The 24,233-nt window shown below is 37.8% G+C and carries 21 protein-coding genes and 1 riboswitch; of the genes, 2 read left to right on the top strand and 19 right to left on the bottom strand.

The features are described 5' to 3' along the window. Positions 1–118 precede the first annotated feature (118 nt). Entirely contained in the window at positions 119–1,003 is an 885-nt protein-coding gene (locus tag FC56_RS05405) for a YitT family protein (protein ID WP_056978313.1), read from the top strand. A gap of 64 nt (positions 1,004–1,067) precedes the next feature. Here the strand turns inward: FC56_RS05405 and FC56_RS05400 are convergent, their stop codons facing one another. From FC56_RS05400 to dnaE, 17 genes are all read right to left on the bottom strand, one after another. Beyond that, positions 1,068–2,324, bottom strand: coding sequence for a tetratricopeptide repeat protein (locus FC56_RS05400; RefSeq protein WP_054669630.1), 1,257 nt, complete (start codon positions 2,322–2,324; stop codon positions 1,068–1,070). Positions 2,325–2,405: 81 nt separating this feature from the next. After that, entirely contained in the window at positions 2,406–2,681 is a 276-nt protein-coding gene (locus FC56_RS05395) for an HU family DNA-binding protein (RefSeq protein ID WP_054669627.1), read from the bottom strand. Positions 2,682–2,890: 209 nt separating this feature from the next. Then, entirely contained in the window at positions 2,891–4,198 is a 1,308-nt protein-coding gene (gene der / locus FC56_RS05390) for a ribosome biogenesis GTPase Der (RefSeq protein ID WP_056978312.1), read from the bottom strand. A 69-nt stretch (positions 4,199–4,267) separates the two neighbouring features. Next, a complete protein-coding gene (gene rpsA, locus FC56_RS05385) occupies positions 4,268–5,485 on the bottom strand; it encodes a 30S ribosomal protein S1 (protein WP_054669623.1) in 1,218 nt (405 codons plus the stop codon). Positions 5,486–5,564: 79 nt separating this feature from the next. Next, positions 5,565–6,242 (bottom strand): (d)CMP kinase, encoded by a 678-nt coding sequence (gene cmk, locus FC56_RS05380; RefSeq protein WP_054669619.1) that lies wholly within the window; start codon positions 6,240–6,242, stop codon positions 5,565–5,567. A gap of 20 nt (positions 6,243–6,262) precedes the next feature. Then, complete coding sequence (locus FC56_RS05375) at positions 6,263–7,036, bottom strand: LysM peptidoglycan-binding domain-containing protein (protein ID WP_054669615.1); 774 nt, start codon at positions 7,034–7,036, stop codon at positions 6,263–6,265. Between the two features lie 74 nt (positions 7,037–7,110). Beyond that, a complete protein-coding gene (locus tag FC56_RS05370; protein ID WP_056978311.1) occupies positions 7,111–8,559 on the bottom strand; it encodes a RecQ family ATP-dependent DNA helicase in 1,449 nt (482 codons plus the stop codon). Next, positions 8,552–9,529 carry a helix-turn-helix domain-containing protein gene (locus FC56_RS05365; protein ID WP_056978310.1) on the bottom strand — a complete coding sequence of 326 codons (978 nt, stop codon included), beginning with the start codon at positions 9,527–9,529 and terminating at the stop codon, positions 8,552–8,554. The genes FC56_RS05370 and FC56_RS05365 overlap by 8 nt, the downstream gene beginning before the upstream one ends. A 50-nt stretch (positions 9,530–9,579) precedes the next feature. Continuing rightward, on the bottom strand, positions 9,580–10,173 hold the full coding sequence (locus FC56_RS05360; protein ID WP_056978309.1) for an ECF transporter S component: 594 nt from the start codon (positions 10,171–10,173) through the stop codon (positions 9,580–9,582). A gap of 84 nt (positions 10,174–10,257) precedes the next feature. Next, a riboswitch (FMN riboswitch) is annotated at positions 10,258–10,377 on the bottom strand. 53 nt (positions 10,378–10,430) lie between these two features. Continuing rightward, on the bottom strand, positions 10,431–11,156 hold the full coding sequence (locus FC56_RS05355; RefSeq protein ID WP_056978308.1) for a pseudouridine synthase: 726 nt from the start codon (positions 11,154–11,156) through the stop codon (positions 10,431–10,433). A 22-nt stretch (positions 11,157–11,178) separates the two neighbouring features. Next, on the bottom strand, positions 11,179–11,703 hold the full coding sequence (gene scpB / locus FC56_RS05350) for an SMC-Scp complex subunit ScpB (RefSeq protein WP_054669598.1): 525 nt from the start codon (positions 11,701–11,703) through the stop codon (positions 11,179–11,181). Then, a complete protein-coding gene (locus FC56_RS05345) occupies positions 11,693–12,418 on the bottom strand; it encodes a segregation and condensation protein A (RefSeq protein WP_056978307.1) in 726 nt (241 codons plus the stop codon). The genes scpB and FC56_RS05345 overlap by 11 nt, the downstream gene beginning before the upstream one ends. Continuing rightward, positions 12,411–12,770, bottom strand: a complete 360-nt coding sequence (locus FC56_RS05340; protein WP_056978306.1) for a hypothetical protein — start codon at positions 12,768–12,770, stop codon at positions 12,411–12,413. The genes FC56_RS05345 and FC56_RS05340 overlap by 8 nt, the downstream gene beginning before the upstream one ends. 10 nt (positions 12,771–12,780) lie before the next feature. Continuing rightward, on the bottom strand, positions 12,781–13,662 hold the full coding sequence (gene xerD, locus FC56_RS05335; protein WP_056978305.1) for a site-specific tyrosine recombinase XerD: 882 nt from the start codon (positions 13,660–13,662) through the stop codon (positions 12,781–12,783). Beyond that, a complete protein-coding gene (locus FC56_RS05330) occupies positions 13,655–14,536 on the bottom strand; it encodes a CvfB family protein (RefSeq protein ID WP_056978304.1) in 882 nt (293 codons plus the stop codon). Before FC56_RS05330 ends, xerD begins: the two co-directional genes overlap by 8 nt. A gap of 94 nt (positions 14,537–14,630) precedes the next feature. After that, positions 14,631–16,388: a pyruvate kinase gene (gene pyk / locus FC56_RS05325; RefSeq protein WP_054669587.1), complete on the bottom strand. Its 1,758-nt coding sequence runs from the start codon at positions 16,386–16,388 to the stop codon at positions 14,631–14,633. A 206-nt stretch (positions 16,389–16,594) separates the two neighbouring features. Then, entirely contained in the window at positions 16,595–19,927 is a 3,333-nt protein-coding gene (gene dnaE, locus FC56_RS05320) for a DNA polymerase III subunit alpha (RefSeq protein ID WP_056978303.1), read from the bottom strand. Between the two features lie 123 nt (positions 19,928–20,050). Between dnaE and FC56_RS05315 the strand changes: the two genes are divergently transcribed. Further along, positions 20,051–20,239, top strand: coding sequence for a DUF2929 family protein (locus tag FC56_RS05315; RefSeq protein ID WP_054669584.1), 189 nt, complete (start codon positions 20,051–20,053; stop codon positions 20,237–20,239). 36 nt (positions 20,240–20,275) lie between these two features. Here FC56_RS05315 and clpB read toward each other — a convergent pair whose 3' ends face one another. Both clpB and pepT read right to left on the bottom strand, forming a co-directional pair. Then, the gene (gene clpB, locus FC56_RS05310) at positions 20,276–22,861 is read right to left on the bottom strand and encodes an ATP-dependent chaperone ClpB (protein ID WP_056978302.1); all 2,586 of its coding nucleotides are present in this window, start codon (positions 22,859–22,861) and stop codon (positions 20,276–20,278) included. A gap of 119 nt (positions 22,862–22,980) precedes the next feature. Then, entirely contained in the window at positions 22,981–24,219 is a 1,239-nt protein-coding gene (gene pepT, locus FC56_RS05305) for a peptidase T (protein WP_056978301.1), read from the bottom strand. Positions 24,220–24,233: the final 14 nt, after the last annotated feature.

The following is a 24,233-nucleotide window of genomic DNA, read 5'->3' as shown; positions in this document are numbered from 1 at the left end:
TATCGAAAAAAACTCTTACTAAACATGATAACAGATTCATTGTCGGTTAAAAAGAATTGCCAGAGCTTTAGGTAAATTGGTATGATGGTTTTAACAATTTGGGAAAAGGAGTTTTGACATGTCGGCTACCAAACATAAGTTATTAGTTAAAATTTGGGACCTAATTGTTATTGGAATTGGGTCCTCATGTTATTCATTTGGGATCGTGTTTTTTAACATGAACAACCATTTGGCTGACGGAGGAGTAACCGGGGTTACTTTGATTTTAAAGGCACTGTTTAATATTAATCCTGCTTATTCAACGGTATTTGTAAATATCCCTTTGCTATTGATTGGGGTTCGGTTTTTAAGCCATAAAGACATGCTCTATACTCTTTATGGCACCGGAGTTCTCTCGGTTTCTTTATGGCTATGGCAAAAGGTTCCGCTAACCATTAATATTCAACACGATTTACTGTTATCAGCCATCATCGCCGGTTTAATTGGTGGTTTTGGGGTTGGATTAGTCTTTCGGATGGGTGGTACTACCGGTGGAATTGATATTATCGCTCGCTTGTTTGAACGTTTTAAGGGTATTCCAATGGGACAGTCCTTATTAGTAATTGACGTTTTAGTGTTACTTTCATCTTTAGTTTACTTAGACGTCCGCCAAATGGCTTACACAATTATTTACGTTTTTATTTTCTCACAAGTTGTTAACTATACTCAACAAGGTGCTTATACAGCCCGAGGAATTTTAATTATTAGTTCTAAACCTAATGAGATTGCCAACAATATTATGGCGCAGTTGGGTCGAGGAGTGACTTATTTAGATGCTCAAGGTGGTTATTCTCACGAACCTAAACAAGTAATTTACTGCGTAGTAGCGCCTAATGAATTACACGATTTAAAGGGCATTGTCTCTGACGTTGATGAACAAGCTTTCATGTCCATCATTGATGTTAACGAAGCCATCGGGGAAGGTTTTACCTATAAACGCCCTAAAAGATTCAAGATTCTTTAAAATGAATAAGATAATAAAAGGCCCTGCACCCACCTGGATGCAAGGCCTTTTTTAGCTCTTAAAACTATAAATCTTCGTCAAGGAGCATTTCAATTTCAAAATCACTAGGTACTAGAGTTAAATAACGTTTAAAGTAATCATGAGCTATTTCTGGTTTTCCTAAGGAACGATAGAAAAGTCCAGCCTCTTTAAGAAAATCTGAATCATTACTTAATTCAGCACTGGCCAACTCATAATTATGTTGGGCTGCTTTTACGTTTCCTAAATGACTGTTAGCAGTGGCTAAATTCCAAGCTAGTACTGCATCAAATTGCTCTTCTTCTTGTAAGGGAGCTAATAAATCTACTACTTCTTGAAAATGATCATGCTTTATTTGCCAATTAGCCAACTGAGTAATAATAGCCAAGTTTTCAGGATCAATAGCGAGACCTTGGTTTAGATATTCTTGAACTAGCTCGTCATCACCCACTAATTGGGCAATATTAGCTGCTTTAAGCCACAGTTGTTCGTTATATTGATCAACACCTAATCCTTCTTGAATCGTCCTCAAAGCGGCTGCATTTTCATTTTGTTGGACATATGCGTCCGCCAGGTATGGATACAAAGATGAATACTGAGGATCATTTTCACGCAACTCTTCAAAATTTTTAATAGCTGCTACGTAATCATGAAGATTAAATTGGGTAAAGGCTAATTCAAACCTAGTATCTGGATTCATATCTACTGGCTTAATTTGAGTTAAATATCCTAGTGCTTGCTCAAATTTGCCGCTTTGTGCGTAAGCTACTCCAATTCGCTGAACCAAGTTAACTCCGGCAACTTCTAAGGTACCCGCTTTAATCAGTTTTAAGTAAATACTAATTGCCTTATTAAAATTACGAGTAGCAAAGTAAAATTCTCCTAGAGCAAAATCAATTACCGGTTCATCAGGAGCAATTGCTCTAGCTTCTAATAATTTTTGTTCACTAATCTCAAATAATTCTTGAGTTTGATATAAATCAGCTTCTACCAGTAAGGCCTGGACATAATCAGAATCATCCTTAGTAATAGTAGTTAGATATTCTAAAGCTAATTCATCATTTTGATCATCGATAGCCAATTCAGCTAATTGAATTTTCAATTGGCCTTCATCCGGATATTTGGCAAGTAATTGCTCATAGATTTGTTTAGCATTATCCGTAAAGCCTAACGAATAAAGTTCTTCTGCTAACGAAAATAATAAATCATCATCATCGTTCTTAAGTGCTAAGGCAAAATTTTCTTGAAACTTATCCAATTGCCCTGCTTCTAATTGGTCAAGTGCTTCAGCCGAATAACTCATTCAAGCCACCACCTTTTTGGATTTAATTGTATAAAAAAAGCCAGGCGACAAAAATGCCGGGCTGGCCTAAACAGATGAATACTATTTAACAGCATCCTTAAGAGCTTTACCAGGCTTAAATGCTGGTACCTTGCTTGCAGGAATTTGAATTTCTTGACCTGTTTGTGGGTTGCGACCCTTACGAGCTGCACGTTCACGAACTTCGAAGTTACCGAAGCCGATCAATTGTACCTTTTCACCCTTAGCTAAGCTAGCTTGGATAGATTCAAATACTGCGTCAACAGCTGCGGTAGCGTCTTTTTTAGTCAAACCAGTTGCAGTTGCAACATCAGTAACTAATTCTGCTTTGTTTGCCATGAGTATTCACCTCCTCAACAAATAGGTATGTAACACCTAAAATTTTAGTACACCTAAAATTTTGGAAAAAGCACTTAACCAAGTACCATTTCTTTTTCAAAGATAGCATAAGAATGCCGTCATTGCAATGTTTTTTACCTTTTTGTCCTTAATTTCCACGGTTTTTAATAATATATATTAGCACCTATATTATTTATTTTATTGTTTGATTACTTCCGATTTCTTTTAATAATTCTAATTGGAGTTCCGGTGAAATCAAAATGATCTCTAATTTGATTATCTAAGAATCGTTGGTAAGAAAAATGCATTAGTTCAGGATCATTAACGAAGATCACAAAGGTTGGTGGCCCCACTGCTACTTGAGTAGCATAGTAGATTCGTAATCTCTTACCACTTACTGTTGGCGTTGGATGAATAGCAACTGCATCCATGATAACGTCATTAAGTGCGGATGATTGAATTCGCCGCTTATGATTTTCATTAACTTGCTTAATCAAAGCTGGTAACTTTTCAATACGTTGCTTAGTTTTAGCTGACACAAAGATAATCGGAGCGTAGCTAAGATATTGGAATTCATCACGAATGACATTTTCAAAATCTTGTTGGGTATGGTTATCTTTTTTCAGAGTATCCCATTTGTTAACGACAATAATAACTCCCCGACCAGCTTCATGTGCATACCCGGCAACCTTTTTATCTTGTTCTCGGATACCTTCTTCAGCATTAATTACAAATAAAGCTACATCACTATCGTCAATAGCTTTCATAGCTCGCATAACACTGTAACGTTCAGTGTTTTCGTAAACTTTACCCCGTTTTCTAATTCCGGCAGTATCAATCATCGTAAAGTCAGTTCCATCAGCAGTAAAATGAGTATCAATCGCATCTCTAGTAGTTCCAGCTACGTTAGAAACGATCACACGATCTTCACCTAGCAAAGCATTAACCATCGAAGATTTTCCAACGTTAGGTCGGCCAATAATACTAAAGTGGATACTATCGTCAGGTTCTTGCTCGGTTTCCTCTGGAAAACTAGCAATGACTTGGTCTAATAAATCCCCTAAGCCTAAACCGTGGACCCCAGAGATAGGATATGGATCGCCAAACCCTAAAGCATAAAAGTCGTAAATATCGTCCCGTTTTTCGGGATTATCTACTTTGTTAACTGCTAAAACTACTGGTTTATCTGAGCGATATAAAATTTTAGCAACTTGCTCATCTTCACTGGTTAATCCTTCTTTGCCACTAACCATGAAAATAATAACATCAGCTTCGTCAATCGCGATTTCTGCTTGACTTTTAATCTGCTCCATAAACGGAGCATCACTGATTTCAATTCCCCCAGTATCGATCATGGCAAATGATTTACCTAACCATTCACCATGGGAGTAAATTCGATCCCGTGTAACTCCAGGAGTATCTTCAACAATCGAAATACGATCTCCAGCAATACGATTAAAAATAGTGGATTTCCCCACATTAGGTCTGCCAATAATGGCAACCGTTGGTAGTGTCATTTAATTCACTTCCCTTTTTAGAATAAAAAAGATTATCCTTCAACAAGGATAATCTTTTCGCTTGTTTGATTAGTCTTGGTCAGAACTACTCAAATCTTTGCCAATAATATCGCCTAAAGTGAAACCAGTTTCTTCTTCAGGAGCGTTTTGAGTTGAGTTATCAGCTACATGAGCTGAAGAATGCTTTTTAGCAGCTGGTTTATTATTGTTTTCTGGTTCTGGTAATAAAGCTTTGATTGAAAGTGCCAAACGACGACGTTCTGGATCAACGCTTAATACCTTAACTTGCACTTTGTCGCCAACTGATAATTTATCAGCAGGAGTATCAACGTGTTCGTAAGAAATTTGAGAAATGTGAACCAAGCCTTCAACACCAGAGAATACTTCAACGAATGCACCGAAGTCAGCTAAACGCTTAACGGTACCTTCAAGAATACTACCTTCTGGAGCCTTGTCTTCAATTCCATCCCATGGTTGTGGCAATGTTTGCTTAATTGAAAGTGAAATCCGATCACGATCAAAGTCAACAGCCAATACCTTAACAGTTACTTTTTCGCCAACTTTAAGAACATCAGAAGGCTTAGCAACTCGTTCGTAAGAAATTTCAGAAACGTGAACTAATCCGTCCACTCCGCCAAGGTCTACAAAGGCACCGAAGTTAGTTAAACGAGCAACAGTACCTTCCATAACGTCGCCTTCTTTGATAGTATCCATCAATTTAGCTCGGTTTTCAGCCTTTTCCTTTTGCACAATAGCTTTGTGAGAAAGGATCAAACGGTTAGAAGCTGGATCGATTTCCACAATCTTCAATTCAAGATCTTGACCCTTAAATTGGTTCAAGTCTTCAACAAAACGATCTGAAATCATTGAGGCTGGGATAAAACCACGAACACCAGCATCAACAACTAACCCACCCTTAACAACTTGGGTAACTGGGGCTTTAATAGTTTCTTCATTTTCAGCTTTTTGGGCTAATTCAGTCCAAACTTTACGTGCTTCTAAACGACGTGATGACAATAGATAACTGCCACCTTCTTTATCGTTTCCGATCTTTGAGGTAACTACAAGATCCAAAGTGTCGCCTGGTTTAAAATCGTCAACTGATTGGTTTGCAGATAACTCTCGTTGAGGAACAACCCCTTCAACACCAGTACCTTCAATCCCAACAATCAATTGCTTATCGTCATCAATGGCTAAAACTTCACCACTAACTACATCACCAATATTAACCTCACTAACGCTATTTAAAGCGTCAAGTAAGTCTTTATTTTCGTTACTATCATTCATGCGACATTTCCTCCTTGAAACAACTCTACAGTTGATTTTATCGTAAAAAGCAATTTAATGCCAGTCAATTGCTTAATTATTAATTAATATTTTTTAAAATTATCTTAGAAATGGTTTCAACCACTTCAGGAATTGCCATTGAAGTTGTATCTACCTCAATAGCATCGTCAGCTTTAGTTAATGGCGAGATTTCACGGTGAGAATCTTTATAATCACGATCCCTGATTTCTTGCTTCAAAACCTCTAAAGAAGTGTTAATTCCTTTTCTGACGTTTTCTTTATACCTTCTATCAGCCCGTTCGTCAACACTAGCGATCAAAAAGATCTTAACTTCAGCATTGGGTAAAACGGTTGAACCAATATCGCGACCATCCATAACAATCCCACCATTAGCGGCTAATTGCTTTTGATCGGCACTTAGTTTAGTTCTCACTGATTGAATTGCAGAAACTGCTGAAACAGAGTTAGTGACGTCTTCTTGGCGAATGGCTTCTGTAATTTCTTCACCATCAATAAAAACTTTTTGTCCGTGAGCCGTTGGTTCAAACGTAATTTGAGATGAGTCAACAATTTTAGTGATGGCTTCGATGTCATCTAAAGCAATTCCGTTTTTGAGAACCTTGTAAGTAATTGCTCGATACATCGCTCCTGTATCACAATAAATATAATTAAACCGTGAAGCTACTAATTTAGCGACCGTACTTTTACCGGCAGATGCTGGTCCATCAATGGCCACTTGTAAACCGTTTTTGTGCATTATTAATCCTACCTTATTTGCTATTTAACTCGTAATTTTTGTCCGGGATGAATTTCCGATGAAGAAGAAAGTCCATTTAAAGCCATTAACTCTGACGTGGTTAACCCGTTATTAACAGCTACACGATACAAGCCTTGCCCTTTTTGAACTGTTGCATATTGGCCGCCATTGCTGCCTGCTGTTCCAGTATCACTAGAATGATTATTACTACTAGTTGATGAACTGTTACTTGCGGCCGAATTATTAGTGCTAGTGGCAGAGCTACTGTCCTTGGTAGTGTATTGGTCAGTCGAAGTAGTAGCTGAACTTGTACTACTATCCGCAGTACCAGAACCCTCAGTATAGCCATCGTAACTACTTCCAGTATTTTGACTGGAGTCAGTACTTTCATTATCACTACTTTGACTACTATTTGATTGGTAGTCATTAGTATCCGTAGCGGTAGCGTCACTAGCATTAGAACTAGAAGCGCTTTGAGCTGCTTTTTTCTTCTTTTTTACGCTACTAGCTTTGGAACTGCTCGATTTTTTTTTTGAACTAACAACACTACTAGATTGGACGGATGAACTGGCTTTAGATTCATTTTGGCCTAAAGCAGTTTGACGAGATAAACCATAAACAATGGAAGCTAATGCAATTAACCCAATAATCACAATTAAGCCAACGGTTAATAAATTATGGCTTTTGTTTTCCTTACGCATTTGCATCCGGGAAAGATTACCGTTCTCATCGCGACCCTCGTTAAAAGTCTGATTCCAAGGCTGATCGTCTTTTTTTTGATTATCTGAATTCACTGTCTGAAACCTCCTAACAATTCTGAGATTACATAATCGTATCTAAGTTTATCATTTTTAAGAGAGTAAGTGTTTTAATTTTTCGCTAAAAATAGGTGTTTTAACACTTCTTGCCAATTTTGAGTATCTATATTCATTGTGGTATTGGTTAAATATTCGGCATTAAATTGTGACCAATCCCCCATAAACTGGCCATCTCGATCGCAACAAAAATGATGTTGGCTAACGGATGTGTCTTCCCCAAATTCATTTTTAATAAAATTTCTCAAACATGATTCACACTTTACATAAGCAATCATTTTTTGCAGATTATGTTCGCGTTTACTTTGCTGTTGCACAAAAATTTGCTTAACTTGATCGCTGGTATATCCATGGGTGAAATAGTAGTTCAAGAGCCTAACGTCTTGACCTTCCAAATCAGGGTTGGAGTTACGCCAATAATAATCGACTAATTCGTCAGCAACATAGGCTCCATCATTTAAAGCCCGTGAAATGTATTCATCGCCAGTAGTATATAGCAAGATAGCAATGCTATCATCTCCATCCCGACCAGCTCTACCAATTTCTTGGACGTATGCTTGCAAACTTCCCGGAATATGATAGTGAATTACGTAGCGAATATCATTTTTATCAATCCCCATTCCAAAAGCACTAGTTGCACAAATCACATCGATTTGGTTGTTCATAAATTGCTGTTGGATCATTTCTCGTTGGGAGGGGTCTAAATCTCCATGATAGGGCATCACTTTCTTGTCGGTTTTCATCGTCAATAGTTGACTGATTTCATTAACTTTTTTCTTACTGCTAAAATAAATAACACCAGTTCCATTTAACTTTTGAACCAGTTCTACCAATTGATAGTTTTTGTCAGTTTCATTTTCTAGCTGCTGAACCGTTAAATAAATATTAGGGCGATCAACCGATTTAATCACTTGACTAACTTGAGAACTTTGTAGTCCTAACTTAGCAATTATATCTGCCCGAGTAGTTTCGTCGGCGGTAGCAGACAACATCAACACTAGTGGGTTTCCTAAGAAAGCCAAGTTGTCTTTAATGGATAGATAATCAGGCCTAAAATCAGGTCCCCATTCTGAAAGACAATGCGCTTCATCTACCACTACTAATCCTAAATTCAATTGTTGTAAAGCTAGCCATACCGGCTCTTGATCTAACATTTCTGGAGATACATAAATATATTGATAATGTTTAATGTGCCCTAACACATATTGACGCTCGCCAAACGTTAGTTGAGATGTAATTGCTACTACCCGTTTTGATCCTAAGTATTGTAACCGACTAACCTGGTCTTGCATTAATGAAAGTAGTGGTGAAATTACTACCACCGCTTTATTACTCCATAAACCATAATATTGATACAGTAATGTTTTACCGCTTCCCGTGGGTAAAATTGCTAAGGTGTTTTGATGATCTTGCAAATTTTTGATTACTTCTAACTGTCCAGGGCGAAAATTTTCGAAGCCAAAATGGTTTTGTAAAAATGAAAGGCGTTCATTATCATTCATTTACCTTACTCCTATAAATTTGTTTCAATCTAAATTTAAAAAACTCAATTTCTTTATTATTAGTCGTTGAATTTTGGTTGGTTAAAATATTAGCATACGGAAAATTAGCAACTGGTAACCAAATTGCAGCCTCTAATAAGTGTTCTCTAACCGTAGAAGGTCTGATTTGTCTTTGCTTAGCAATTTGTTCAATAGATGCATGATGATTAATAAATAACTGGTAGGTTTGCTTAGAACTGGTAGTCCAGTTATCACCCCATAAATCAGTAACTAATGGTTGCAGTGTATTTTGAGAATGGTTCATCAAATAATCAGCAAAGTTAGTATATAAATGTAAACTAATTAACTCCACGATTTCTGGAGTCACTTGTAATTCCAAGGCTAGCTGCTGATAAGTTTGTCCCCCGTTCTCATGTCCAACTAGCTCCCTAGCAAAAATATCCGCTAATTGAGGTTTTAAATCAGTGAGGTACTGAGTCAAAGGCGTTAATAACGCAGTAGGCAACTGAGCTTTGTTAACCTGAAACCAACGTTTGACGACAAAAGAATCGAACAATTGAATACTCAATGGATAGTATTTGGTATTTTGATAACTATACTCTGAAGTAACCTGACTAGCTAATAAAAAACGGTCCTTAAACTGGTTCACCCTTAAAGATTTAGTAACATCTCCCAATAGTGGCGGTAATAACCGACTTAATTGACGTTGCTTTTGATCCCCTAGCTCAGTTAATTTAATTGCTCCAGATTCATCAGTAACCACCAATTTATTTTCAATTAAGTTACCTATGTCCTCTGGTTTAATTTGAATATTTTTACCGTGTAGCATTCCCAGTTCTGGTAATAGACCATACTCTAATCCCCAAAATAAATTAGAAACGGTTTTCTTGCCATTTAAAATATTTTCAAATACTTTGGGACGCCTATATTCAGTTGTATTAGTAAACAACAAAATCAGATCTGGTGCCACATTTCATTCCTCCAAAAAAATCTGATACCGCAGTATCAGATCATTTACTATTATTCTTTTATTTTAAGCCTAGGTAGTACTCGTTGCCGAACAAAAATAAATACTAACCCTACTAAAATTCCCTTAATTAAGTTAAACGGAATCACGGCTACTAAAACTAACTGGGTAACGGGAATCGATAGTTTTAAACCTAATAGGTTCATATATAGCGGCGTTACTACCAACCAGTTCAAGATTCCCATCACTACTGCCAGAGCTACTGCCATATTTAAAATGGTTAGTGTAATTCTAGCTGGTCGATTGAACTTATGCAAATACTTTTCGGAGTAATAAAATGCTTCAACAATTACTATTGATGAAACAAACGAGGATCCAACTCCAATTAAATTGGGAATAGAAGCTCCGGTAGTAATCCAATACAGAAGGGATTTAACTCCCGCTACAATTATGCCTCCCAGGGGTCCAGTAATAACGGTGGCGATCAAAACCGGCATGTCGCTAAAATCAATTTTCATATACGATACTAACGGAATCACCGGAAAAGCAAAAAACATCAATACGTACGAACTCCCCGCTAAAACAGCTAACCTAACTATGTCAGCGGTTACAAAACCATTCTTTAATCCTTTGGTATGTCTTTCCATTGCACAATGTCTCCTCTAAACATTGGCTATCTTCAAAAAAGAAAGCCACCCGAGACGGACTCCGGGCGGCTTTGGTCAATTACATTTAACCTTCTTTATACCAGACTTTACTGTCGGTTTTGGAATTACACCAAATCAACTACCAAAAGGTAGGTCGCGGACTATACCGCCGGTCGGGAATTGCACCCTGCCCTGAAGATAAACCAGAATTATTTTACTTACTTAAATATAACAAAAAATTTGTCTTTGTCAATAACTTAGGCTAAGCCGGTGGCTTTCTTTAATTCTTCAACCTCATGAGGCCTTAAGCGCCGCCATTCTCCAGGATTGAGGCCCTTTAAGTCTAAGAATCCATAAGATTCTCGGCTTAATTTCATCACCGGATGAGAAACTGCCGCTAACATTTTTTTAACTTGATGATTTCGACCTTCATGAATCGTAAGCCCTACAATGCTAGTTTTATTTTCTTTATCGGTTCTAATTAATTTGGATTTGGCAGGAGCGCTCTTCTTACCATCTACCATTACACCTAATCTAAGTTGCTTAAGATCGTTATTGCTAATGATTCCTTTAACCTTGGCAACGTAATTTTTTTCAAATTCATATTTCGGATGGGTTAGACGATTATCTAATTCACCGTCATTAGTTAACAACAATAACCCAGAGGTATCATAATCTAATCGACCAACCGGATAAATTCTTTCTGGAACCTCTTCAAAGTAGTCCAACACCGTTTTACGTTTTTTATCATCCGAAACAGTGGTCACCACTCCTCTAGGCTTGTAGAACAAATAATATACCAATTGTTCTTTAGTAATAGGAACCCCATTAACCGTTACAGTATCCTTAGAGTCTACCTTAGTTCCTAATTCAGTCACGGTTACACCGTTAACTTGAACCCTGCCAGCAGTAATTAGTGTTTCTGCTTTTCTTCTAGAAGCAATCCCCGCTTGGGCAATTACTTTTTGTAACCTTTCACTCATATAAAATTCCTCTTGTTTTCTTTTACAATTCTGGTGTGGCTTTTGGCAATTCAGGCAAATCTTTTGGTGAATTCAATCCAAAATATTTTAACCCGTAGTTGCTAACCCCGTATAACTTTGGATGCCCAATTTCTTGTTTCTCACCGACTACTTCAACTAGATTAAGTTCTTGTAGGCGGTGTAATGTAGCACTAGAATTAACACCACGGATGGCATCAATTTCTACTCTAGCAATTGGTTGATTATAAGCAATAATAGCAATAATCTCAATGGCAGCAGTAGATAATCGTTGAGGTTGTCCATGCCATACATAATCATTAACCAATTCCGCCACATCACCTTTAGTTGCTAAGCGATACGTTTCATCCGTCACACTAATCTCTAATCCCATTTGAGTATCTTGGTGATACTGGCTTGTTAATTTTTCAACTAGTTGTCTGCAAGCAGCTGGGCTGATTTGCACATGATTGGCCAGCTCGGTTAAGGTGATTCCCTTGCTACCAGCAGCATAAATTAAAGCTGTAATCTTAGCTTCGTTAGTTACCATGAGAACCACCCCTCTTAATTATTAATTCATCTTGAGTTTGCTGATTAATTAATAGTTCCCCATCTTTCGCCATATTTAATACTGCTAAAAAATTAGTAACGATTTCTTGCCGATCATTATCTGCAATTAAGCTATGGAACAAAAAGGAACCAGCAGTTAGTAATTTTTTCCGGATTAATCCAGTCTGAGTATCAATAGAATAGCGCCAAGTATTCCTAATTTTGGGAACTTTATGAGTTTGGTTATTCTTGTTAAGCAAATAAACATAAGATGTTTTTAAATCTTGTTTACTAGTGATTGCCGGAATAATTAATTGTGGTTTTAGTTTGGGAGGCATCAACGGTGCAATAGTATAGTGCTCTTGTCCATTTTGCTCTAACTGCTTAAATTGACTAGTAACTTGTCGATACCGTTCATACTCCTTTAATCTAGCCACCAAAATAGAAGCATCATCTTCTTGATCATCATCGTCAACTTCTAAAATCGGTAATAGAGCTTGCGACTTCATCGTCATCAAGGTAGTCGCCAAAATATAATATTCACCTACCAATGGTAGATTGATTTCTGAAGCTCGTTTTAAATATGACAAATATTGGTCCGTGATTGCGACTAAGGACACATCGGTTATCATCAGTCGTTCTTTTTTTAAAAGTTTTAGTAACAACTCTAATGGTCCCGCAAAGTTATCAGTCGTTATTTCCGGCTGTTTATTCACGAAGCTGATTCTCCCATTCTAAACAAATGCGCCGATTAGCTAAACTAGCTACAATTTTAAGTTTAGGATAGGCTTCATTTAGTTCATTCAGCATTTGGTTGTACGTATTTTGCTTATGTTCACCAGGAGTACAAATAATTTGGTGAATGAGTAACTGACCTTGCCGTTCCTCAGTTCCCACTAATCCAGTCCAGTTGTTATTAGGATCGCGATACAACCATAAGTGATGATCATCATTTTCAACATACCAATTTAGTTGTTGTTCTACTAAATCCATATTATCGAGACTATCGATTAACGATAGTAGCCCCATCGTCACTTTTTCGTAGTCCTTTCGGTATTGATATAACATAGTAATTCTCCTAAGCTCTGGGATGAAATTGATTATAGACATCGCTTAAATGATGACTAGATACATGCGTATAAATTTGAGTTGTCGATATATCAGAATGACCCAGCATTTCTTGTACGATTCTTAAATCCGCCCCATTTTCTAACAAATGAGTTGCAAACGAATGTCGTAAAGTATGGGGAGTAATTTTTTTGGTTATGGTAGTAGAAGTAACGTATTTTTTTAACATCTGCCAAATTGCTTGACGACTCAACTGTCCCCCTCTAGCATTTAAAAAAACGTAATCGGTTTTCTTTTTTACTAGATTAGGCCTTACGAAATTTAGGTATTGGTCTAACCATTCAATGGCGACCGCACTAATTGGGATAATTCGTTGCTTATCACCCTTTCCCAAAATTTGGAGCATACTCATAGTCAAATGTAAGTCTCCCACCTTTAGGTTCACTAACTCACTTACTCGCATTCCGGTGGCATACATAGTTTCCATAATGGCTCTATCGCGAATACCTAAGGGCTTATTTAAATTAGGTTGTTCTAATAAATTATTAACCTCGTTCACCGTTAATACATCAGGCAATACCGTTGCCTTCTTGGGAGAATCAATTTTAGCCATTGGATCATCATTAATCACTTTATATCGCTGTAAATACAAAAAGAACTTTCGCAATGTAGATACCATATGGATAACGGTATTTCTGGATCGTTCTTCTTGGTTTAATTCATCCAAAAAATCTAAAATTAAATACTGATCTACTTCCTGCCAGCTGTTAACTTTTTTCTTAAAATAAGCAACGGCAATAACCAACGCCTGACGATAACTAGTCAGGGTATTAGCAGATAACGCACGTTCTACTTTTAAATAGTGAATATAATTATCAATTTGTTCATTCATTACTCTCATCTTCAATTAATGAAATACCGGCATCGGTTTCCACAATTAACCTGGCTTTTAACAAATGCCCCACTGCTCGCTTAAAGGCTCCCTTACTGATCCCAAAGAATTCTTTAATTAAGACAGGATCACTATGATCAGTATAAGGCAAGAAATGCTCAGCATCTCGGTTTAATAAAGCCAAAATCATGGCAGCATCATCGTCAATGGCTTGGTAAGCCCGTGGTAAGGTAGATAAATTAATACTACCATCCCGCAACATACCAATTACTCTAGCTTCTACTTGTTGACCCAAGCGAGGTTCTTCTACCCGTTCACTGGGATGCATAAATGCTAATTCGTAATTTTCCGTTAAAAGGCGAGTGCCCGCCATTTTTAATCTGTAGGCGATTGCTTTAACATTCTTATTCTTCAAATTAGATCCAGCTGGTCGAGCAATTGCTGCGAAAATATCTTCGTCAGCTAAGTGTGCCCATAACCGGTTTTTCTTATCAACTCCTAAACATACTAAAAGTTGATCGCCTTCTTTTGGCCACAATGATCTTACCGTTGGAAGTTCATCTAAAGATACGGCAATATCTTTATTACTTAAGCCGATATCTACGAAGACTCCTAAATCATGTTTTTGTCCCACAACCTTAGCAAAGGCATATTGATCAATTTGAACTTTAGGTCTAAACCTAGTAATTTGAAGTTTGTGGTGCTCATTTTCATAAGTAAAACCGGTAAAATTAGCACCTAATTTTAAGGGCTTTTCAATTTCTTCTTTAGCTAATAAAAAAGTAGTTCCTTCAATTTGCACAAAGTAATTTTGATCATTTTCATCAATTACTTGGCCAGTTAATATACGTCCTATGGTTTCGATTTCGTCCACTCCGTTTCCTGATTCTGTACCTATTCTACACGTTTCCGCGGCCAAAAGAAAAGAGTTTAGGGTTTAAAACCCTAAACTCTTTATTGGTTAAATATTAGATAGCGTTTGAAGCACCATGATAAACAATTCCCCGGTGAGAGTCAATTGTAATTAATTCACCATCAGAGATTTTATCAGTAGCATTTTCAGCACCAACAATGACTGGCAAGCCCATAGAAATACCAACCACAGCAGCATGAGAAGTCAAACCACCATTTTCTACTACTAAAGCACTAGCTTTTTCGATAGCAGGCATGTATTCCTTGTCAGTAGTCTTGGTAACTAAGATACTACCTTCAGTAACTTTACTGTTAGCATCAGCAGCGTTATCAGCGATAACAGCCTTACCGATCACAGTTTTGTCACCGACACCTTGGCCTTGAACCAACTTTGAACCGATTAATTGAACCTTCATCAAGTTAGTAGTACCACTTTCACCAACTGGCATACCACCAGTGATCAAGATCAAGTCGCCTTCTTTAGCAAGACCAGATTCAACGGCCTTCTTAGAAGCCAAATCAAAGATAGCGTCAGTACTTTCTGGTTCGTCTACAACGATTGGAGTAACACCCCAGTTGATCATCAAACCACGACGAGTACGTTCGTCAAAAGTAATAGCTAAAATATCAGCATCTGGATGGTACTTAGAAATCATTCGAGCAGTGTAACCAGATTTAGTTGCTGCTACGATAGTCTTGATACCTAATTCTTTGGCTACCCGAGTTACTGAATCACCAATTGATTCTGTTACGTCGTTAGTCATGAATTGAGGACGTGGAGTACCAAATTTAGGGAAAGCATTTTCAGCCTTAACATCGATTCGAGCCATAGTAGAAACTGCTTCTACAGGGTAATCACCGTTGGCACTTTCACCAGAAAGCATAGTTGCATCAGTACCGTCAAATACGGCGTTAGCAACGTCAGATGCTTCGGCACGAGTAGGACGTGGGTTTTCTTGCATTGAGTCAAGCATTTGGGTAGCAGTAATTACTGGCTTACCAATTGCGTTACATTTCCGGATCAAAGTCTTTTGAACCAAAGGAACGTTTTCAGCAGGAATTTCAACACCCATGTCACCACGAGCGATCATCAAACCATCTGAAACCTTGATGATTTCGTCAAAGTTGTTGATACCTTCTTGTGATTCGATCTTAGGGAAGATTTGAACATGTTCCATGTGCTTTTCTTCCAAAAGTTCGCGAATATCAAGAACATCTTGAGGTTTCCGAACGAATGAAGCAGCGATGAAATCAATTTCGTGATCCAAACCAAAACGAATATCATCTGAATCTTTTTCAGTGATACCAGGAAGGTTGATTGAAACACCAGGTGCGTTAACACCTTTACGTGAACCTAATAAACCATCGTTTTGAGCAGTTACAACTAATTCCTTGTTAGCGTCATCTTTTTCATCGATAACAGTATCTAATAAACCATCATCAAATAAAACGTGACCGCCTTCATGAACATCATCATAAAGACCTGGGTAAGTTACCGCAATCTTTTCAGGAGTTCCTTCGATGCTGTCATCCATTGAAATCCGGAAAGTGTCCCCGGTATGGAATTCAAGTTTGCCGCCTTTTTGGACAGTAGTCCGAATTTCGGCTCCTTTAGTATCAAGCATAATACCAACAGTTTTACCTGTCTTCTTTTCTGCTTCATGTACTTTGTTCATACGGTCTAAGTGTTCTTCGTGATCACCGTGTGAAAAGTTAAACCGGAATACATTGGCACCGGCTTCAATCAATTGTGCAATGATATCAACATCGGTACTGGCTGGTCCCAGGGTACTTACGATCTTGGTTTTCTTCATAAGTAGTATCTCTCCTTTTAGCTTGCGAATTTCCAACAGTCTCCACGACAATTGTTCTGTCCGCTTTTATTCAAAACGTATTTTATCACTTTTAAAATTCATTGTCTTGCCCGAGTTATTAGGTTTCTCAAAAAAGTAAATGATTAAAAGTTGGTGTAATAGCAAAGAAAGCCTTTACTTGTTTGTCAAATATATTTTAAAAAAGTTTATTGAAGTGCTACGTTGTCCTTACCAAAGAGTTCTTCTAATTGGACTTGAACGGTTTTAGTAGCTGCTAAATTAAAATTAGAGCTTAATTTGGTTATTTTATGGTTAGTCTTTTCAATTAAAACAATACTAGTTTTGCCTCGATTAGTTTCAGCAATTTGGGATAATTGAGCTAGTTTATCTTGCAACTGAGTTTCAGAAACTCGTAAGAACCACCGTTGTTCATTAGTTCCTAGTTTCCGCACAAGATTAGCAGCAGGTGTAATCTGATCAGCAATAATCTGCAAACCATTTCGCTGCTCTACTTTACCACTAATTACCACTACCATATCTCGGTGAAGCCAACCGCTCACTTGAGAATATAGTTTTGGAAAAATAGTCACGTCTACATCTCCGGTAGAGTCACTACCAGCGGCAAACGCCATTTGGCTTCCTTTCTTAGTTCTAATTACCTTTACTTTAGTAAGGTAAAGCCCCACGGCAACTTGATTAGCTACTTCTAAATCAATTACTGCTACAGCGTTTAATTTTCTTAGCAATCGTTTGTACTTTTCTACCGGATGTCCGGATAAATAAGCACCCAACAACTCATTTTCTTTTTGTAGCTTATCTGTTAAATCTAATTCATCTCGCTTTTTGATTTTAGGCATCAAGGCTGTTAATAATTCTATGGACTGCCCACTTAATTCTGCCGAACTAATGAACTCCGGTGTGGCGGCTAGTAATTCTGCCCGATTATATCCAAAAGAATCTAAAGCACCTGAGTAAATTAGAATTTCAATCTGATCCGAAGTTCTAAATTTTTCAGGCAACCTGCTAATAAAATTAGCAAAGCTGACATACTTTCCGTTAGCATTTCGTTCTTCTAAAATTGCTGTTACGGTATCTTTTCTTAACCGTTTAATGGCATTCAATCCAAAAATAATTTGGTGTTCGGATACGTCAAACTGTTCTTGACTTAGATTAATATCGGGACCTTTGACCCCAATGAGACTCTTCAGTTCATTTAAATACTGCTTAATTTTCACGTCATTATTTTGAGCTGAGTTTAATAAGGCTACATAAAAAGCAGCTGGAAAATGGGCTTTAAGGTATGCTTGTTCATAAGCCATTTTACTATAAGCAATTGCATGAGATTTATTAAATCCGTAATTAGCAAATCGTTCAATATAAGTAAAAATTTCAACCGCTCGTTTTCGTTCGACCCCGTTAGCCACTGAACCATTTACGAACCTATCTCGTTCTTGATCCATCGCAGCTAAGTTTTTCTTACTCATAGCTCTACGCAGTAAATCAGCTTCCCCTAAAGAAAAGCCAGCCATGACGGAAGCAACCAACATTACCTGCTCCTGATAGACAATAATCCCAAAGGTTGGTGCTAAGATTGGTTCAATTTGGGAAACATTGAACTTTAATTTTCGCCCTTCTCGTTTCCGTTTTACTAACTGTGGGATGTTTTGCATGGGCCCTGGCCGGTACAGCGCATTGACCAATGCAATTTCTTCGAAAGATTGTGGATTAACCTCCTGTAGCGCACGACGAATGCCTTGTGATTCAAATTGAAAAATACCATCGGTTTTGCCCTGCTGAAATAAAGTGATAGTTTTAGGGTCATCTAAGGGAATGGTAGCCGGATTAATCGTTTGGTTATTAATTATTTTAACGTTGTTTAAAGTATCTGCTAAGGTGGTCAAATTTCGTAATCCTAGCAAATCAATTTTTAATAAACCCACTAATTCAACATAATTTTTAGAGTATTGAGTCATTAATAAGCCATCATTACCATCTTGGACTGGCACTTGTTCTACCAAGTTATTCTGACTCAACACAATTCCAGCGGCATGTGTGGAATAGTGTCTAGGTAATCCTTCTAGTTTCTTAGCAGTTTCAAAAATTAATTTATTAATTTCAGAATCAGCCACTAAATTTTTCAACAGTTGTGAGTCAGTGTAAGCATCGTTCAAGCTAATATGCAGAGAGTTTGGAATTGCCTTACTCCACTGGTCTTGCTGTGCTACTGATAGACCAAAACTTCTAGAAACATCCCGTAAAGCTTGTTTAGTTGCTAGAGTTCCAAAAGTGATAATTTGTCCAGTACGATCATGACCATAATTAGTCTGCAAATATTGAATCACTTCATCTCGACGGTCATCAGGTAAATCTATATCAATATCAGGCATTTGATTTCGTTCGGGGTTCAAAAATCGTTCAAATAGTAAATCATACTTCAGTGGATCTACATCAGTAATTCCCAAACAGTACGCTACCAAAGAACCTGCCGCAGATCCTCTACCAGGACCAGTCAAAATGTTTTGCTGGTGAGCAAAGCGGATAATATCCCAAACTATTAAGAAATAATCATTAAACTGCATTTCAGCAATAACCGTTAATTCCATGGTCAAGCGTTCAAAATATGGTGCTGAATTTGTGATTTGATTATCTTTCAATCGCTTAAGTAAGCCCCGCTCACAAAGTTTAGCTAGGTAATCACCAGCTGAAATATTATCTGGAGTATCAAATTGGGGTAAAATAGGAACTTGCTGCTTAATTTCTAATTGAATTCCGGCTATTAACTCAGTTAGATTGGTCAATCCCGCTTTAATCCCGGCGCTTTCAAAATTATTCACTTCATCACTAACTGATTGCAACCAATTAGGGCCTTGACTAGCAGCTAAAGCAGTTACATCAGTTAACTTATCTCCCGAATCAATAGCCATTAAGACTCGTTGGACAAAGTAATCATCAGAATCTAGGTATTCAACTCGTTTGAAAGCCACCACTTTTATTCCCACCTCTGCAGCGGTGGTAGCAGCTGCTTGAATGATATTAGTAGGTTGCATGTATGTGGACCCTACCAAGATATCAGTAGTAGAATCGCTTAATTCTTGTAGTTGTTGCAAAAATTGTTCTGCTTCTGCTGTTTGTCCTCGTAAAATATCATCATAAAACTCTGATTGCTCGGATACGATAACCGCTAATCCGGCTAAATGATTTTTAAGGTCGTTAACCGAAAATTCATCGGTAGTTAATTTATGACTAGAAAGGGTCATTAAGTTTTGATACCCTTGCTGGTTCTTAGCAATTAAGACCAATTGAGTTTCGTGCTCAAAGTTCACCTGATTGCTTACTTCGAGTGTTAAGCCAATGATGGGTTTAATATCCGCAGCTATGCAGGCATCATAAAATTCAATGACACCATACATAACATTAATGTCGGTGAGGGCTAGCGCTTGATATCCCCTTTGCTTAGCAATTTGGATTAAATCATTAATTTTAATGGGACTTTGTAATAAACTGTATGAACTAATTAATTGTAGGGGTACAAACGTCATCTTCTCACTTCCTTTCGTATAAAAGTATATCAAAATTTTAGAATTACTCGATAAGCAATCAGGATATTAGTTCATTTTTATTAAAAAATGTGCTAAAATCATCATGATTGTGAGGTGGTATCTTTGCCTAAAATTATTAGCGCAAACTTGACAATTATTTTTTGGTCATTCATCTTTGGTGAAATTATTGGCTATATTGGTTCCGCACTTGAATTAATGCCATATAGTGCACTTCAAGTAGGAATTACCGCTGTTATCACTGCAGTTGCTAGTGTTAACGGAATTTACCTTTTACAAAAAGGGCAAAATTAAAACCGGGAAGCTTTCCCGGTTTTTTTGTGCTCTTTTTTAATATCTAAATACTAATTTATCATCAGCTAAATCAATTTTAACGGTCATATCCTTTTTAATAGTTCCAGCAATGATTAACTTAGCAATTGGTGTTTCTACTTGATTAGTTACAAATCGTTGAAGTGGCCGAGCCCCGAATTGAGGTTCATATCCCTGTTTAGCAATCCAGTTTTTAGCCGCATCTGTAATCTCTAAGCCCATTTCTTGATCATGCATTCTAACCGCTAATTGATCAATTAATTTTTGAACGATTTGCGCCATATCAGCTAAGGTCAACGGCGTAAACATAATTGTCTCGTCAATTCGGTTTAAAAATTCAGGTCTAAAGTGTGCTCTCAACAGACTTAAAACTTCATCTTGCGTGGCCTTAGGAATAGTCCCATATTCAGTAACTCCATCTAAGAGAGCCTGAGAACCAATATTAGAGGTCATAATCAAAATCGTGTTCTTAAAGTCCACGGTCCTGCCTTGCCCATCAGTTAAGCGACCGTCATCTAAGACCTGAAGCAAAATGTTAAAGACATCCGGATGAGCTTTTTCGATTTCATCAAAAAGGACAATGGAATATGGATTGCGTCGGACTGCTTCAGTAAGTTGGCCCCCTTCTTCATAGCCAATGTATCCCGGAGCTGCCCCTACTAAACGAGAAACCGATTCTTTTTGCATGTATTCGGACATATCGATTCTAACCATGTGATCTTCTGAATCAAACAGATTGACTGCTAACGCTTTAGCCAATTCCGTTTTTCCGACCCCGGTTGGTCCTAAGAATAGAAATGATCCTAATGGTTTACTTGGATCTTGCAATCCGGCCCTAGATCTCAAAACGGCATCAGAAACTGCGTTAACTGCGTCGTCTTGTCCCACTACTCGTTTGTGCAAGTTATCGGCTAAATGCAATAATTTTTCTCGCTCACTTTCTACTAACTTAGCAACCGGAATTCCAGTTTGCCGACTAACTACATCGGCAATCTGGTCTTCAGTAACGGACTCCTCTACCAACCATTCATCTGGTCGATCGGTATTTTCTAATTCCGCTAGTTCACTTTCCAGACTAGGAATGGTGCCGTGTTGTAATTTAGCAGCCAAATTTAAATCATAATTACTTTCAGCCTGTTGTAATTCGTTTTTGGCTTGATCCAGTTCTTTTTTCTTATCACTAATAGCGGTCAAAGATTTCTTTTCGTCCTGCCAACGTGCATTGAGTTCATTGACTTTTTCTTTAATGCTAGCAAGCTCGCGAGTAACTTCTTGAAGTCGCTTTCGAGATGCCTCGTCAGTTTCTTCCTTTAGAGCTGCTTCTTCTACTTCCAATCGCATTAACTGACGGTTAGCTTGGTCTAACTCTGTTGGACTAGAATTCATTTCGACTCGAATTTCAGCAGAAGCTTCGTCCACTAAATCAATGGCCTTATCCGGTAAATAACGATCCGTAATGTAACGATCCGAAAGTCTAGCAGCTGCCACTAACGCATTATCATGGATTTTAACCCCATGATGAATTTCTAGGCTTTCACGTAAGCCCCGTAAAATAGTAATGGTGTCGTTAACAGAGGGTTCATTAACCATTACCCGTTGGAAACGCCGTTCTAAGGCTTTATCTTTTTCCATATACTGCCGATATTCATCTAGAGTTGTAGCCCCAATTAAATGAAGCTCGCCTCGTGCTAGCATTGGTTTTAAGATATTACCAGCATCCATACTACCTTCAGTTTTGCCGGCTCCCACGATATTATGAATTTCATCGATGAACATAATAATCTGGCCGTCAGCTTTTTTAACTTCTTTAAGAACTGCCTGTAATCGTTCTTCGAATTCTCCCCGGTACTTAGCACCAGCGATCAAAGCACTCATGTCTAATTGGAAAATAACCTTGTTTTGTAAGTTTTCTGGCACGTCATTGATGGCAATTCTCTTAGCCAATCCTTCAACAACTGCAGTTTTACCAACTCCGGGTTCACCAATTAACACGGGATTATTCTTGGTCTTCCGGGATAGGATTCGAATTACGTCTAAAATCTCCTCATCTCGACCAATAATGGGTCCCAATTCATTGTTACGAGCGGCCTTAACCAAATCAATCCCATATTTTTCTAGGGCTTGATACCCATCTTCTTGGTTCTTCGAGGTTACTCGTTCACCACCTCGAATACTATCTACTTCGTTACGCACCAGTTGTTCGGTAATTCCATGATCCTTTAGGTAATCAGTAAACCGTTCTCCAGTTAACTGCATTAAAGCGATAGTTAGTGTATCAACAGCAATGTAGTCATCTTCTAATTGGTTTTTAACCTGTTCTGCCTGTTGTAGCAACTGAGCTAGGTTACTAGACATAGATTGGCCATACGCCACGTTACTACCACTAACAGTAGCAATATTATCAATTTCTTGATCTAATTCATGTTCCAGATCCTCTAAGTTCAGACCCATTTCAGAATAAATCTGCCTACCTAATTGGCCGGGCTGCGTCAAAAATTTAAAGAGGTGGGCAACTGTAATTTCTTGTTGTTTTCTGGTGACAGCAATTTGCTGAGCTTGAGCAATTGCTTGCGTCACCGCTTCAGTTAAATTATCTGGATTCATATATTTCACCTTAATTTTTTAGTTTAAAAAAGTTTGAAATGATTATCATTTCAAACTTTGTAAACCTATATTAACAGATAAATGAAGTATTGAGAAATAATTTGACCAATTTTGACCAATTACTTTTCTGCGTATAATTTTACGATTTCAATAATTACATCGGTCGCTTTTTCCATAGTTTCTTCTGAAACATATTCAAAACGACCATGCATGTTTTCACCACCTGCAAAAATATTCGGCGTTGGTAGTCCCATGAAAGAAATCTTAGAACCATCAGTACCTCCGCGAACTGGGAAAATATTAGGTACTACGCCCACATTTTTCATGGCTTGCTCAGCAACATCAACTACCGTTGGGTCCTTAGCAATGACCTCGCCCATATTGTAATACTGATCAGTCAGAGTTAATTTAATTCGGTCACTACCAAATTGGCGATTCATATCAGCAGTAATGTCAGTGATTAATTGCTTTTGTTGTTCAAATTGGTTTCGATCGTGATCCCGGATAATATAACGTAGTTGACTAGCATCTACGTCCCCCTTCATTTCATAAAGGTGAAAGAATCCTTGTCTGCCCTCAGTATTTTCTGGTCTAGCGTCTTTAGGCAAACGGTTATGAAAATCAATGGCTACCTGAGAAGCATTCACCATTACTCCTTTTGCTTCTGAAGGATGAACGTTAGTCCCTTTAATTTCAACTCTGGCATCTGCAGCGTTAAAAGTTTCGTAACTTAACTCACCAGCAGGACCGCCATCAACGGTGTACGCCACATCAGCGGCAAAGTCGGCCACATCAAAGTGATCGGCTCCGGTACCAATTTCTTCGTCCGGACCAAAACCAAGTTTAATGTCTCCGTGTTTTATTTCTGGGTGAGCTAATAAATAAGTTGCTGCGGCAATAATTTCTGCCACCCCCGCTTTATCATCCGCTCCTAATAAAGTAGAACCGTCAGTTGTAATTAGTGTATGGCCAGCATAATTTTTTAAATTAGGGAAAACGGCTGGATCCAATACAAATTCGCCAGCAGCATCCAGTTTAATCACGGATTGACCATCATAATTTTCAACGATCTGAGGATTGACATTTTCTCCATTAAAATCAGCTGTATCTACATGGGAAATAAATCCTACCGTAGGCACTGATTTGTCCTGATTAGCTGGTAATGTAGCAAAGACATAACCACTTTGTTGGTTAGTATGAACGTCTTGTAAGCCCATTTTAGTCAGCAACTCTTTTAATGAATTTAAGAAATCAACTTCACGTTGAGCAGAAGGAATTGTTGTTGAGGTTTCATCGGAACGAGTATTTACCCGTACAAAGTCTAAAAAATTAGGAATTAAGTTATCATATTTAGCCATTATCAGCACTCCTT

Source organism: Lentilactobacillus senioris DSM 24302 = JCM 17472 (genome assembly GCF_001436555.1).
In the GTDB taxonomy this organism is placed as follows: Bacteria; Bacillota; Bacilli; order Lactobacillales; family Lactobacillaceae; genus Lentilactobacillus; species Lentilactobacillus senioris.
This window is presented reverse-complemented; position numbering and strand designations above follow the sequence as displayed.